This is a genomic window from Streptomyces sp. NPDC057424 (assembly GCF_042803315.1).
GTDB lineage: Bacteria > Actinomycetota > Actinomycetes > Streptomycetales > Streptomycetaceae > Streptomyces.
The window spans coordinates 61,981-74,708 of record NZ_JBHVCP010000005.1 but is presented as its reverse complement, the minus strand read 5'-3'; the positions used below and the strand labels follow the sequence as shown (position 1 = coordinate 74,708).

General features: G+C 73.0%; 8 protein-coding genes. 3 read left to right on the top strand and 5 right to left on the bottom strand.

Annotated features, from left to right (window positions below):
* The gene (locus tag ACFU3E_RS06790) at positions 1 to 3,024 is read left to right on the top strand and encodes a hypothetical protein (protein ID WP_384153132.1); all 3,024 of its coding nucleotides are present in this window, start codon (positions 1 to 3) and stop codon (positions 3,022 to 3,024) included.
* Positions 3,025 to 3,566: 542 nt separating this feature from the next.
* Entirely contained in the window at positions 3,567 to 5,885 is a 2,319-nt protein-coding gene (locus ACFU3E_RS06785; protein ID WP_384153129.1) for a PAS domain S-box protein, read from the top strand.
* A 156-nt stretch (positions 5,886 to 6,041) separates the two neighbouring features.
* Here the strand turns inward: ACFU3E_RS06785 and ACFU3E_RS06780 are convergent, their stop codons facing one another.
* Both ACFU3E_RS06780 and ACFU3E_RS06775 read right to left on the bottom strand, forming a co-directional pair.
* Entirely contained in the window at positions 6,042 to 6,248 is a 207-nt protein-coding gene (locus tag ACFU3E_RS06780) for a hypothetical protein (protein WP_384153126.1), read from the bottom strand.
* A 102-nt stretch (positions 6,249 to 6,350) separates the two neighbouring features.
* Positions 6,351 to 7,007 (bottom strand): hypothetical protein, encoded by a 657-nt coding sequence (locus ACFU3E_RS06775; RefSeq protein ID WP_384153123.1) that lies wholly within the window; start codon positions 7,005 to 7,007, stop codon positions 6,351 to 6,353.
* Between the two features lie 189 nt (positions 7,008 to 7,196).
* Between ACFU3E_RS06775 and ACFU3E_RS06770 the strand changes: the two genes are divergently transcribed.
* Complete coding sequence (locus ACFU3E_RS06770; protein ID WP_384153120.1) at positions 7,197 to 8,753, top strand: PH domain-containing protein; 1,557 nt, start codon at positions 7,197 to 7,199, stop codon at positions 8,751 to 8,753.
* A gap of 81 nt (positions 8,754 to 8,834) precedes the next feature.
* On the opposite strand, the gene ACFU3E_RS06765 is transcribed toward ACFU3E_RS06770, so the two are convergent.
* The 3 genes from ACFU3E_RS06765 to ACFU3E_RS06755 form a co-directional block, all read right to left on the bottom strand.
* Complete coding sequence (locus tag ACFU3E_RS06765) at positions 8,835 to 9,878, bottom strand: ABC transporter ATP-binding protein (RefSeq protein ID WP_384153117.1); 1,044 nt, start codon at positions 9,876 to 9,878, stop codon at positions 8,835 to 8,837.
* Positions 9,875 to 11,341 carry an ABC transporter permease gene (locus ACFU3E_RS06760; protein WP_384153114.1) on the bottom strand — a complete coding sequence of 489 codons (1,467 nt, stop codon included), beginning with the start codon at positions 11,339 to 11,341 and terminating at the stop codon, positions 9,875 to 9,877. Before ACFU3E_RS06760 ends, ACFU3E_RS06765 begins: the two co-directional genes overlap by 4 nt.
* 177 nt (positions 11,342 to 11,518) lie before the next feature.
* On the bottom strand, positions 11,519 to 12,565 hold the full coding sequence (locus tag ACFU3E_RS06755; protein ID WP_384153111.1) for an iron ABC transporter substrate-binding protein: 1,047 nt from the start codon (positions 12,563 to 12,565) through the stop codon (positions 11,519 to 11,521).
* Positions 12,566 to 12,728 lie beyond the last annotated feature (163 nt).

Below are 12,728 nucleotides of genomic sequence, written 5' to 3'. Positions count from 1 at the left end.
GTGGATCCACAGCGACTCGTCCTGGTGCAGACCGGTGGCCCGGAGGGTTCCGGCTCCGGGTACCTGTTGGGGCCGCAACTCGTCCTGACCGCGCTGCACGTCGTCCGGCAGGAGAGCCGTTGGGTCCGGAAGGTGTCGGCGCGGGTGGGACACCCCCGCTACGGTGCTGGGCCGGTCCAGGGTCCGGCCAGGGTGTGCTGGCCGGACCCCCAGCGCGGTGCTCCCTCCGGCGACGCGCCGGATGTGGCGCTGCTGTGGCTTGAGAAGCCGGTGCTCACCGAGGGTGGCCCGGTACGGTGGGGGCGGCCGGGTGGCGTTGCCCCCATCCCCTTCGAGGGGGCGGGTTTCCCCGCTTTCGCCGATGACAGCCGGGGAACCGACGTCCGGTTCGAGTATCTGCGCGGAGACCTGCCGGCGGTCTCCACCGCATCGGTGGGCTGGGTGCTGAACTGCCACGAGTGGCCGGGGCTGCGCGCCGACGGCGATCGCCCGTGGGCCGGAGCGTCCGGCTCGGCGGTCTTCTGCCACGGCAGGCTCGTCGGTGTCGTGGCCGAGGACAACCGGACGATGGCCTGGCGCCGCCTGCAGGCCGCCCCGGTGCACGAGGCCCTGCGCTGCCCGGACTTCGCCGGCCTGGTGAGCCGGCACGGCCACCCCGGCACCGGCACCGACGTGGACGAGCTGACCGCCGAGGGTGTGGCGGTGGCACCGCAGGACACGGTGCGCGACTACCTTCGGGCGGCCCGCAAGGCCGGCGAGCGGCATCCGTACCAGAGTCTGTTCGTCCAGGGCGCGCCGCCGTCCCTGATCGACGTCTTCGTACGCCAGGCGAGCAACCGCGTCTCCGGCGACTGGCAGGCCTCGTCCCACGGTGACGGCGGCATCGTCGCGCCCCGTGCGGCCCGCGGCACCGCTTCGGCGGAGCCCGTCGAGACGGTCTTCCACAGGGCCGACCGGCTGTGCGTCCTCCTCGCCGGCCCCGGGGGCGGCAAATCCACGACGTTGCGCATGCGGTTGCACGACGCGGCGGCCGACGTGCTGGTGGGCGCGCGAACCGCCGGGGAAGCGGAGCAAGCAGTTCCGGTGTGGGTGAGCGCACGTACGCTCACCGGCGAGGAAACCCGGGTGGCGGAGGCACTTGCCGCCGCCACCAGGAACCTCAGCCGGTACGGGCGGTGCCCGGAGCTGCCGGAAAGCCGGCTGCGGGAACGGCCGTGGCCCGGGGCCCACTGGCACCTGCTCGTCGACGACCTGGACGAGCTCCCCACCGCCGCGGAACGCCGCACGGTGCTGGAGAAGCTGGCCAGCGCCGTGGCGAGCGATCCACCGATCTACCGGTGCGTCATCGCGACCCGCCCCCTGGCCGAGGACGAACTCGGCGTCCTCGGCCGCCACGTACCGCGCTACGAGCTGCAGCCGTTCACCGCCGACGACCTGAACCGTTATGCCGAACGGTACTTCCGCAGCCGGTGGCCGGAGCAGGAGGCGGCTGTCCGGGCCCGCCGGTTCACCCAGGCGCTGCGCAACGCTTCCCTGGAAGAGCTGGCCCGCACTCCGCTGATGGCCTTCATGCTCTGCCAGCTGCATGTCATCGACCCCGAACACCCCCTGCCCGACGGCCGCACGACGGCGTACCAGGAGTTCACCCGGCTGCTCTACGAGAACAACGAGAGCAAACGCGTCGCGGACAGCCACGAGGCATCGATCCGGCGTCTGGTCGAGAGTGTGCAGAGCGCGCGGGGCCGTCAGGAGGTGGACGCCGCCGCGCGGCAGGTCCACGTGCTGCTGCCCGAGCTGATCGAATACCTGGCCCACCGGTGGTTCACGGGCCGGGAGTCCTCGGTGACCGAGGCACTGACCTCGCACGAGGCCGTACGCTGTCCCCGCCAGGTCCGGCCGGACCGCTGGGCGGCGTTCCTGGAGGATCTGCTCCTGCACACCGGGCTGCTCGTGCACCGCGCCGACGGTCTCGGCTTCCCCCATCGAACGTTTCTCGAGCACCACGCCGCGCGCTACGCGACACGTGACGAGGCAGCACGCGCCCACCTGCTCGACGCGTTGCTTCCCGAGTACGACCCGGCAACGGACGGCACGCCGCGGCTGGCGAATGTTCCCCTGTCCTACCTGGGGTTCCTTCTCGACGGCCTGCTCGGCGCCGACGACTTCGGCGCGAGCGAGACGGCGACGCGTCTGCGCGTCCTGGCGGAGCACGGCGAGATGTCGGCCTTGGGGCTGCTCATGGCGCTGGGGGCGGGCCTCATGAGCAGGCTTCCCATGGAGCCCGTCATCCGCCGCCTGCACCACCTGATCGAGCACCCGAGTGTTTACGACCCCTTGAACGCACCTGTCTACGCGGCCTGGTGGCTGGCCCAGCTGGACGAGTACGCGCAGACCGGTGCGGAGCTGCTGAAGCGGTTCGCGGAGGACGACGGCAACCGGGTGTGGGACCGGATCACAGCAGTCGGCTTCCTCGGGCGGCTGGACGGGCAGCAGGAGTTCGCCGCCGCCTGGCTGACCGACTGGGCCGGCTGGAGCCACTGGCTCGCGGACGATGAACGTGTGGCCGTGGCCGAGGCGTTGGCGCGGATCGAGGGGCACCTCGAAGCAGGTGCGAAGTGGCTGGTCCGTTTCACCGAGGACACCGGCCTCGCGGCGCGCGATCGTATGACGGCCGCACGAGGGCTGGCCGCGCTCCCCGGGCACCGGGCAGCCGGAGCGGCCTGGCTCGTACGCTTCGCCGAGGACCCCGCGATCGACGACCACGAACGGTTGTGGGCGGCCTGGCAGCTGGCCCGAGTGGACGAGTACGAGAAGACCGGGGCAGCTCTGCTGACCCGCTTCGTCGAGGACACCGCCTTCGGCGGCACCGAGCGCGTATGGACGGCATGGTGCCTGGCCCAGCTGGACGGACAACGCGAAGACGGTTACCGATGGCTGGCGCGCTTCTCCCGGGACAGCACGTTGTGCACGGAGGCCGACGAACGGTTGCGGGACCTGGCCGAGAACACCATACGACGCTTCTGACGCGGCGCACGCCGCCGCGGTCGGGGAGAAGTACGCGCCGATCCGGCCTGGGACGACCCAGGCCCTCAGAGGGGCCACACCGTGCGCGATGTCTCCGGGCGGCGGTGGGCACACGTACGGAATGCGGTTCGGCCTCTCCGACGGCGCCCTCGCTCAGATCACCACCACACGCGGCACCTGGCGCGACCCCATCGGCCGGCCGGAGCACCCCGTGCGGGCGCGCCCGGAGCGGTCCGGCGGTCACGGCCGGACGGCTGCCCTCGGCGCGCAGGGGCCGTGCGGGTGCCGACCAGCGGGGTGTCGATGCGCACGCGGATGACCTTGTGCAGCGCGGTGTGCGGGAAGGGCCGGTCGCGGCCGGACGATTGTGACCAGCGGTATGACATTCCCCCTCTCGTTTTCGCCAGACAGGAACAGCGTCCGGTCGCAAGCAGGCAGGTACGGCCGTCTCGGGGCCAGTAAGGGGCAGGCCGGGGCGGGCATGGCCGAAAAGCGCTGAGATGGCCCGACTCACCACAACCTGCCAGTCAGTTGGGGCCGCCATGCGCGACACGATCACATCAGGGTCGACCGGCAGAGGAGGGGCTGCCGGGCAGGCCGGCCGCGGACGCGGCACCACGAGCCGTGCGAGCACGCCCGGAACGGTCGAGGACCGGTTTCGGGGGCTGCTGGAGGCGGCCCCGGACGCGATGGTCATCGTGGACGGCACCGGCACCATCACACTCGTCAACGCCCAGACCGAAGCCCTCTTCGGCTACCGGCGCGACGAACTCCTCGGCCGCCCCGTCGAGATCCTCATCCCCAGCCGCTTCCACGCCCACCACGCCACCCACCGCGACGGATACGCCACCACCCGGCAGGTGCGCCCCATGGGGGCCGGGCTCGAACTGCACGGACTGCGCAAGGACGGCAGCGAGTTCCCCGTCGAGATCAGCCTCAGCCCCATGGAAACCGCCGACGGGCTCCTCGTCTCCGCCGCCGTCCGCGACGTCAGCGAACGCAAGGCCGCCGAGGAAAGGTTCCGGGCCCTGCTGGAGGCGGCCCCGGACGCGATGGTCATCGTGGACGGCACCGGCACCATCACACTCGTCAACGCCCAGACCGAAGCCCTCTTCGGCTACCGGCGCGACGAACTCCTCGGCCGTCCGGTCGAGTTGCTGGTGCCCGAGCGGTTCCAGGCCCACCACACCCGCCACCGGGACGGCTATGCCGCCACCCGGCAGGTGCGGCCGATGGGGGCCGGGCTCGAACTGCACGGACTGCGCAAGGACGGCAGCGAGTTCCCCGTCGAGATCAGCCTCAGCCCCCTGGAGACGGCGGACGGGCTCCTCGTCTCCGCGGCCGTCCGCGACGTCAGCGAACGCAAGGCCGCCGAGGCGCGCATCACCGAGCTCGCCGCCCTGGTCGAGTCCTCTCAGGACGCGATCCTCGCCAAGACGCTCGACGGCCGCATCACGTACTGGAACACCGCCGCCCAGCGCCTGTACGGCTACACGTCCGAGGAAGCCGTCGGGCGGCACGTGTCCATGCTGGCCACGCCGGAGCGCAAGGACGAGGTCATCCAGCTGCTGGAGCGGCTGCGGCAGGACGAGAAGATCGAGCATTTCGAAACCCTGCGGGTCACCAGTACCGGTGCCATGCTCGACGTCGACGTCACCCTGTGGCCGACCCGGGACGCCACCGGAACGGTCGTCGGCGCCTGCGCCATCGTCCGTGACATCAGCGACCGCAAGCGCGCCGAGGCCGAACTCACCGAGTTGTACCGGCAGCAGAAGCACATCGCCCTCACCTTGCAGCGCAGCCTCATGGGCACCCCGCCCGCCATCCCCGGACTGGCCGCCGCCAGCCGCTACCGACCCGCGACCCAGGGCGCCGGCGTGGGCGGCGACTGGTTCGATCTGATCCCGCTCGGCGCCGGCCGGGTCGGTGTCCTCATCGGCGACGTCATGGGCCGGGGTCTGGAAGCGGCGTCCGTCATGGGCCAGCTGCGCTCCGCCGCCCACGCCCTGGCCAAGACCGGCATGCAGCCCCGTCAGCTCATGCAGGCTCTGGACGCGGTCGTCGCCGACCTCGATGTCCCCGACCAGTTGGTCACCTGCTGCTACCTGGTCATCGCCCCGGACGCCGGATCCGTCACCCTGTGCTCCGCCGGACACCTGCCCACCCTCGTCGCCACCCCCGGCGGCGGCGTCAGCCGGCTGCCCGCGCCGGTGAACGCCCCTCTCGGCGTCGGCGACATCCTCTACCAGCAGTCCAGCGCCGCCATCGCACCCGGCGCCGCCCTCGTGCTGTACACCGACGGCCTGGTCGAAACCCCCGGCAGCGACATCGAGTTCCAGATCGACAAGCTCACCACGGCCCTTGACGACGCCTTCACGCTCTCCAGCGGCCTCGAGGATGCCGCCGACCACGTACTCGCCGCGCTGCTGCCCGACGCCGAGGGCCACGACGACGACGTCACCCTCCTTCTGGCCCAGTTCCCCGCCGCTCCGCTGGACATCGCCCGTACAGAACTGCCGGCCACCGCTTCCGCGGTCTGCGCGGGCCGCTCCTTCGCGGTCGAGACCCTCACGGCCTGGGACTGCGCCCACAAGGCCGACGACGTGAGGCTGCTGGTCTCCGAGGTCCTCACCAACGCCGTCCAGCACGCGAAAGGCCCTGTCGTCCTCCACCTGCGACGCACCGCCACCGAACTCGCCGTCGAGATCAGCGATCTCAGCCCGCACCTGCCCCAGCCACGGCTGGCCGGCCAGGACGAGGAATCCGGACGCGGCCTCATCCTCGTCGACGCCCTCGCCGACACCTGGGGTGTCCGCCCCGACGAGCAGGGGAAGACCACCTGGTTCGCCCTCCGGCTGTGACCGGCGAAACCCCGGCTTCCCGCACACGCACGGCCGGCTCCGGCAGCGGCCCGCGGCACCCGGTCGGCCGACGATCGAGGAGACCGGTTCAGGCGGCGAGCGCGAGCACCGAGTCACCCGGCTCAGCACCGTGGGGCCTCGGCTCCCGGATGTGGGTCAGCCGAGTCGCCGAGGCGGGGCGGGCGGGCCCTTCCACGGCGTGGTCCGCCGTCCGAACCAGTCGGAGAGGGCCGCGCCGCCCTGCAGCCCCAGGCTCAGGAACACCAGGTGGGGTGCGGTCGCGGCCAGCAGGATGCCGGCGGCCTCACGGGGCATGACCGCCAGGTCGGCCACCGCGGGCACCAGGCCACCCACGTACAGCACGAGCGCGGCGACCCCCTGCACCCGGATCCGCGCCGGGGACCACCGAGTGCGCGCCCTGCTCGGTGCCCAGCCGCGGAGCATGGCGATGCGCCCGGACTGCGCTCACCGCGCGACCGGGCAGTTCCCCCAGGCCGCGGACAGGGCTTCGGGAATCTGCGGGACGTCACCGCAGCCGTGCGGCCCACGAGGGGAGCCGTCGCTGGTGACGTAGATCCAGCCGCCCCCGGCAGCGCTGCGGAAGTACTTGGTGGCGCTGCCCTCGTCCTGCATGCCCACGAGTTCCTCGTGCGTGGCACCGGGGGTGGCCTCGAAGCGGGTGGCGGCGTAGCGGACGCCGCCGCACCGGCCGTAGAAGAACTGGTGCGGCACCGGCCGCACGTGGACGAAGCGGGGAAAGCCGCGCTGGTACGCCCTCGTCACGGCGGCCTTCACTTCGCTGCTGACGGTCAGATTGCGGCAGTCGGGGTTCGCGGACGTGGGAGGGGTTCCGGAGGGGGTGGGGGAGGTGGCCCTGACCGGGGCGGCAGAGGCGGGCGACGGCGTGGTGGTGGCCGGACCCGTGGGCGTGTTGGTGTCGGATGCCGAGGGCGTGGTGGCAGCGCCGTTCGAAGGGGTGCCCGCCGGGTCGGAGACACGCGCGGAGGGTGGGGACGAGGAGGGGGCGCCCGCGCCGGCGTGGGAGCCTGACGTCTGGCACCCTGCCAGCACCAGGATCCCGCCCAGCACCGCCATCACCGACGTACCTCTGCGACCGGGCATGGGGGTCCCTTCTTCGAGCGAGCCTGTCGGGGTACTGGACACCCGGGTCAGCTCAGAGGTTGCGGGCGAGGGGCGTGCGGGACGGTCACGGTTCCGTATACGCGTACGCGATCCGGCAGCCGTACGGGCCGGAAAGCTGCCGGGCACCGCACCAGCAGGTGCGGCCCGGCCGATGGCAGGATTCCGCGCATGACCAGCGGCCAAGAAGTGACCTGCCGTCCCCTGCAGACCCGCCTCCTGTGGTTCCTCGTCGGACTGGGGGCGGCCGGGGCGGGACTTGCCGTGGTGCGCATGGCGTACTGGGGCGGGCTCGTGGACGGGTGGGCGTACCTGGGCCTGTTCGTGGCGCTGGTGGGCTTCGCGTGCCTCTACGGGGCCACCGCCCAGGTGAGCGCCGACGCGTACGGCCTGCGCTCCCGGACGCTGCTGCGCCGCCTGAACGTGCCGTGGCGCGACGTCGCCGACCTGCGCGTATACGTGCAGTACGGGCGCCACGGACAGGAGATCCACCGCATCAGCGTGATGCTGCGCGACGGACGTACACGGCGTCTTCCGCTGCCGCTGAGCGGGTCCTACGACGACCGGCCGGCCTTCGACGCGAAGCTCGACGCTCTCCGCGCGCTGCACCGCCGTCACGGAGCCCCGGAGTCGAGCCACGTCGCCGTCATCTCGTACCGCACCGCCGGGCGCGGCTCGGCCGTGTCGCTGAGCCTGTGCGCGCTGCTGCTCGCGGGCGCGGGCCTGGCCGCCTGGTTCGTGCCGGTCGTCGAATCGGAGAAGCAGGCGTGGACGTCGGCTGTCCCGTGCACGGCCGAGACGCCCGCGGCGGAACGCGGCCAGTGCCTGACCACCCTGCCGGCCGTGATCACCCGGACCGAGGTAGGCACGGGGAAACAGCGCAGCTGGCTGTACTTCGCCGACAGCCGGCCGCTGGAGCGGCTCTCCGTCTCGCAGGAGGGAGCCCAGGGGTTCCGGCCCGGCGACCGCGTCGAGGTCACCGTCTGGCGCCGCCAGGTGAGAGAGGTCACCGGAGAACACCACGTGTGGCGCGAGCACTTCACCGGTGCCGGAGAGCTGGCCGTCATCGCGGCCGGGTGCGCCCTCGGCGCGGGCTATCCCGGCGCCCGGGTGCTGCTGCGCCGGCGCGGGCGCCGACTGCCCGACGACGAGGTCCTGCCGTCGGCGCTGCCGTTCGCGGGCGTGCTCGTCGCCACGGCTCTGTGGCTGCTGCCGCTCTGCTACCTCCACCCCACGACCCTGCCGTCCTCTCCCGTGGCGCTCACCTGGGCGGCCTCGGGTTCCCTGGCCACGCTGGGCCTCTTCGCCTGGGCCTGGCGCGCGACCCGCATCCGTACGCCCGGAGACGGCGCGGTGACCGAAACGGTCCAGGAGCCCCCCGAGGAGGAGGTCTTCCTGGCCGCCCGGTTCCTGGAGCCCACCGACTACAACCCGAACAACTTCGGCACCCACATCGTCCTCGGCGGCGGCCCGCCCGCCGTCACGCCCCACCCCGGCCCGGGCCGGTTCGCGGCACGACGGATCCCGGTGGAGCGGCTCACCGTCACGGGCGTGCGGCGCCTGCGCGGCAGCGACGGCGACACCGTCCCCAGAAGCTGGCACATCGCCGAACTCGACGACGCGGGCGAGCCGGTCCACCTCGCGGCCGCTCCTGCCGATCTGACCCGCATCATCCGCGCACTGGACCTGGCGAGGACCCCCGCGAGCGCCGCGCACCGCGAGCCATGACCGCGCCTCCGGCGGCCTGTGAAGGCGACGGCCCGGGACGCTGGTTCCCGGAGGGACGGGCAGGGCTTGCGAGGACCGTGACTACGGGTGGAGGCCGGCCTCCCCCACGACCCGGACCCCCGTCTCCTCCCCCGGGCGGACGGGCAGAGGACCCGCGACCCTGATGCCGACCGGGGTGTCGTGGCCGTCGACGGCCACGGTGACCATGGCGTCGTGGCCGAAGTACGCGACGTCGGTCACCGTGCCCCTGACCGAGTCGGCGGCGTCCGCGCCGGTCAGGAGGAGCTGTTCCGGGCGGAGCAGGACCGTGCCGGTCCGTACACCCTCGGGCGGCGCGGCGAGGGGCACGGCGCCCAGTGCGGTCAGGGCCGTGCCGTCGGCGTCGACGGTGCCGGGGAGCAGCACGGCATCGCCGACGAAGCCGGCGATCCAGGGGTTCGCGGGGCGCCGGTAGAGGTCCTGCGGGGTGCCGCACTGGGCAACCCGGCCGTCCCGTACGACGGCGACGAGGCCGGCGGTGGACAGGGCCTCCTGCTGGTCGTGGGTGACGAGGACCGCCGTGGCGCCGGCCGCCCGCAGAGCGGCCCGTACGTCCGACCGCACTCCGGCCCGCAGCGCGCTGTCGAGGGCGTTGAACGGCTCGTCGAGCAGCACGAGCTGGGGGCTCGGGGCGAGCGCGCGGGCGAGGGCGACACGCTGCTGCTGGCCGCCGGACAGCTCGTGCGGCATGCGGTCGCCGTATCCGGCGAGGCCGACCAGTTCGAGCATCTCGTCCGTCGTGCGCCGCCGTTGGGAGCGGTCGGCGCCGGTCAGGCCGAAGGCGACGTTGCGGGCCACGCTCAGGTGCGGGAAGAGGGCACCCTCCTGGGGCACGATGCCGATGCGGCGCCGCTCCGGCGGGAGGTGGACGCCGGGCCCGCTCAGGAGCCGGCCGCCGAGTCGCACGGTGCCCGCGTCGGCGCGCAGGAACCCGGCGACGATGCGCAGCAAGGTGGTCTTGCCGCAGCCGGAGGGGCCGAGGACGGCGGCCAGGGTGCCCGCGGGAACGGTGAGTTCGAGCCCGCGCAGGATCGGCTCCCCGTCTCCGTAGGACTTGGTGAGCCCTTCGACGTGCAGTTCGTTCATGTCCGGTGCCTGCCTAGGAGGTACGAGGGGACGGCGGACAGCAGGATCAGCGCGGCCGCGTACGGGGCGGCGGCCGCGAAGGAGCCGGCGCCGGTTTCGGTCCACAAACGGGTGGCCAGGGTGTCCATGCCGGTGGGGCGCAGCAGCAGGGTCGCGGGGAGTTCCTTCATGCAGACCACGAAGGTGAGCGCGGCCCCGGCGGCCACGCCGGGCGCGGCCAGCGGCACGGTGACCTCGCGCAGCACCTGCCACGGCCGCCGCCCGAGCGAGCGGGCCACGTCCTCCAGGACGGGCGGTGCCTGGAGCACGGCCGCGCGGGTGGCGGCCACCGCGACCGGCAGGAACAGCACGGCGTAGGCACAGACCAGCAGCGGGAGCTGCTGGTACAGCGGGTATGCGTAGCGCACGGCGAAGAACACCAGGGCGAGCGCGACCGTGATGCCGGGCAGTGCGTGCCCCGCGTACGCCGCCTGCTCCAGCAGACGGGCACCGCGGCCCCGGTGCCGGGCGGCGATCACTCCTACCGGCAGGGCGAGGACGGTGGTGAGGCCGGCGCCCGCCGCCGCGACCCCGAACGTCGCCCAGGCCGTCTCCGCGAGCCCGCCGAGGTCCAGGCCGGCCGAGCTGCCGACGGCCAGCCAGTACCCGAGGGTGCCCAGCGGGAAGGCGACGGCCGTGGCCGCCACCGCCCCGCACCACAGCAGGGCGAGCGGCCGCCACCGGCCGAGAGCGACCGGGAGAGCCGGGCGGGCGGTGCCGGTACCGGTCCTGGCGTGCCCGGCGCGTCCGCGCGTACGGGCCTCGGCGGCCACCAGCGCGATCGTCATCACGACCAGCACCACGCTGAGGGCGGCGGCCGGGGTCCGGTCGAAGGAGGCGCGGTACGAGGTGTGGATGGTCAGGGTGAAGGTGTCGTACCGCATGAGGGACACCGCGCCGAAGTCGGAGAGCACGTACAGGGCGACGAGCAGCGCTCCGCCCGCGGCGGCCGGTCGCAGCTGCGGGAGCGTGACCTTGGCGAACGTCCGCAGCGGCCCGTGCCCGAGGGAGCGTGCGGCCTCCTCCTGTGCCGGGTCGATGCCCCGCAGCGCGGCGGCGACCGGCAGATGGACGTACGGGAAGCTGACCAGCGTCAGGGCGAGTGCGGCGCCGCCGAACCCGGCGAGGCCCGGCTCGGCCGACAGCCAGGCGAACGCGGCGACGTAGCTGGGCACGGCCAACGGCAGCGTGGCCAGCACCGACCAGGCGCGGGCTCCGGGCAGCGCGGTGCGCACGGTCAGCCAGGCCAGCGACACTCCCAGCACCAGGCAGGCCGCCACGACCACGACGGTCAGGCCGAGGCTGCGGCCGAGGAGGTGCAGGGTGCGTGCGTCGGCGACGACGTCCCAGGCGAAGGCGGGGCCGCGTTCCAGGGCGCGGACGGCGAGGTAGCCGAGGGGCAGCAGGGCGAAGAGGGCGGCCACGCAGGCGGGGACGAGCAGGACCAGAGGTGGCCTGCGGCCGGCGGTACGCGTCCTTCCGGGCGCGCGGGGCGCCGGTGGGCGGACCGGGCGGCCCCGGTCCGCCCCGCGCTCACGCCCGTCCGGGGCGGGGGCTCCGGCCGGGCGGCGCGAGGTGGGCGGTGAGGTGGGCACGGCGGGTCAGACCAGTCCCACGTCCCGCAGCACGGCCAGCGTCTCCTGGAGGGACTCCAGCTTGCCGAGGTCGATGTCGGGGGACTCCAGCGACTCCAGCGCGGGCAGGTCCTCCACGGTGCTGGTGACGCCCGCGGCCAGCGGGTACTCCTTGGTCTCGTCCGCGAAGTAGGTCTGCGCCTCCTCCGACAGCAGGTAGTCCACGGCCTTCTGCGCGGTCTCGCGCTGTCCGCTGTCGGCGAGGATGCCCGCGCCGGCGACGTTGATCAGCGCGCCGGGGTCCTCGCCCGGCAGGAAGTGCAGCTCGGCGTCGACCCCGTCCTCGCCCTTCTCGGCGACCCGCTCGTACCAGTAGTAGTGGTTGACCAGGCCGAGGGAGACCTCGCCGGACTCGACGGCGTCCAGGGTGGCGAGGTTGTTGGTGTACGTCTTGGCGCCGTTCGCCTTCAGGCCCTGAAGCCACTCGCGGGTGGCGTCCTCGCCCTCGAGGACGCGCATGCCGGTGACGAAGGCCTGGAACGAGGCGTTGGTCGGCGCGAAGCCGACCTTGCCCTTCCACTCCGGCTCGACCACGTCGAAGACACTGTCCGGGACGTCGCCCTCGGCGACCTTGTCCGGGTTGTACGCGATGACCCGGACGCGTCCCGAGAGACCGACCCAGTCGCCGTCGGAGCCGCGGTACGCCTCGTCGACCTTGTCGAGGGTGGCCGCGGGCATCTTCTGGAGCATGCCCTCCTTGGACAGGGCGCCCAGCGCGCCGGCGTCCTGGGAGAAGAACAGCCCGGCCTTGGTACGGTCGCCCTCCTCCAGGATCTGGGCGGCGAGCTCCGCGCTGTCGCCGTACCGCACCTCGACCTCGGCGCCGACAGCTTTCTCCAGCTTGTCCAGAAGTGGCTTGACCAGCTTCTCGTTGCGGCCGGAGTAGATGACGAGGGAGGAGGCGTCGCCCTCGCCCCCGCCGTCCTTGTCGCCGGAGCCGCAGGCCGCGAGGGCGGGGAGCAGCAGAGCGGCCGCTACCAGCGCGGTCGTCCGGCGAACCGAGGGGCGTCGCATGGTGTGTGCCTTCCTGCGGAGCTCGCCTTCGCGCCACTGCCGGTCCTGTCGGCGGGAAGCGGCGGCGAAGCGGGTCCTGTGACTCTTCTGTGGCTTGAATATGACCCTGTTATGAATAAGGTAATCCTTACCTAAACGTCAAGGGTTCCGTGCTGAAGCGGAC

Coding starts and splice junctions, on each gene's coding strand:
- ACFU3E_RS06770 (WP_384153120.1), top strand. CDS start 7,197: ATGACCAGCGGCCAAGAAGTGACCTGCCGTCCCCTGCAGACCCGCCTC.
- ACFU3E_RS06765 (WP_384153117.1), bottom strand. CDS start 9,878: ATGAACGAACTGCACGTCGAAGGGCTCACCAAGTCCTACGGAGACGGG.
- ACFU3E_RS06755 (WP_384153111.1), bottom strand. CDS start 12,565: ATGCGACGCCCCTCGGTTCGCCGGACGACCGCGCTGGTAGCGGCCGCT.
- ACFU3E_RS06785 (WP_384153129.1), top strand. CDS start 3,567: ATGCGCGACACGATCACATCAGGGTCGACCGGCAGAGGAGGGGCTGCC.
- ACFU3E_RS06775 (WP_384153123.1), bottom strand. CDS start 7,007: ATGCCCGGTCGCAGAGGTACGTCGGTGATGGCGGTGCTGGGCGGGATC.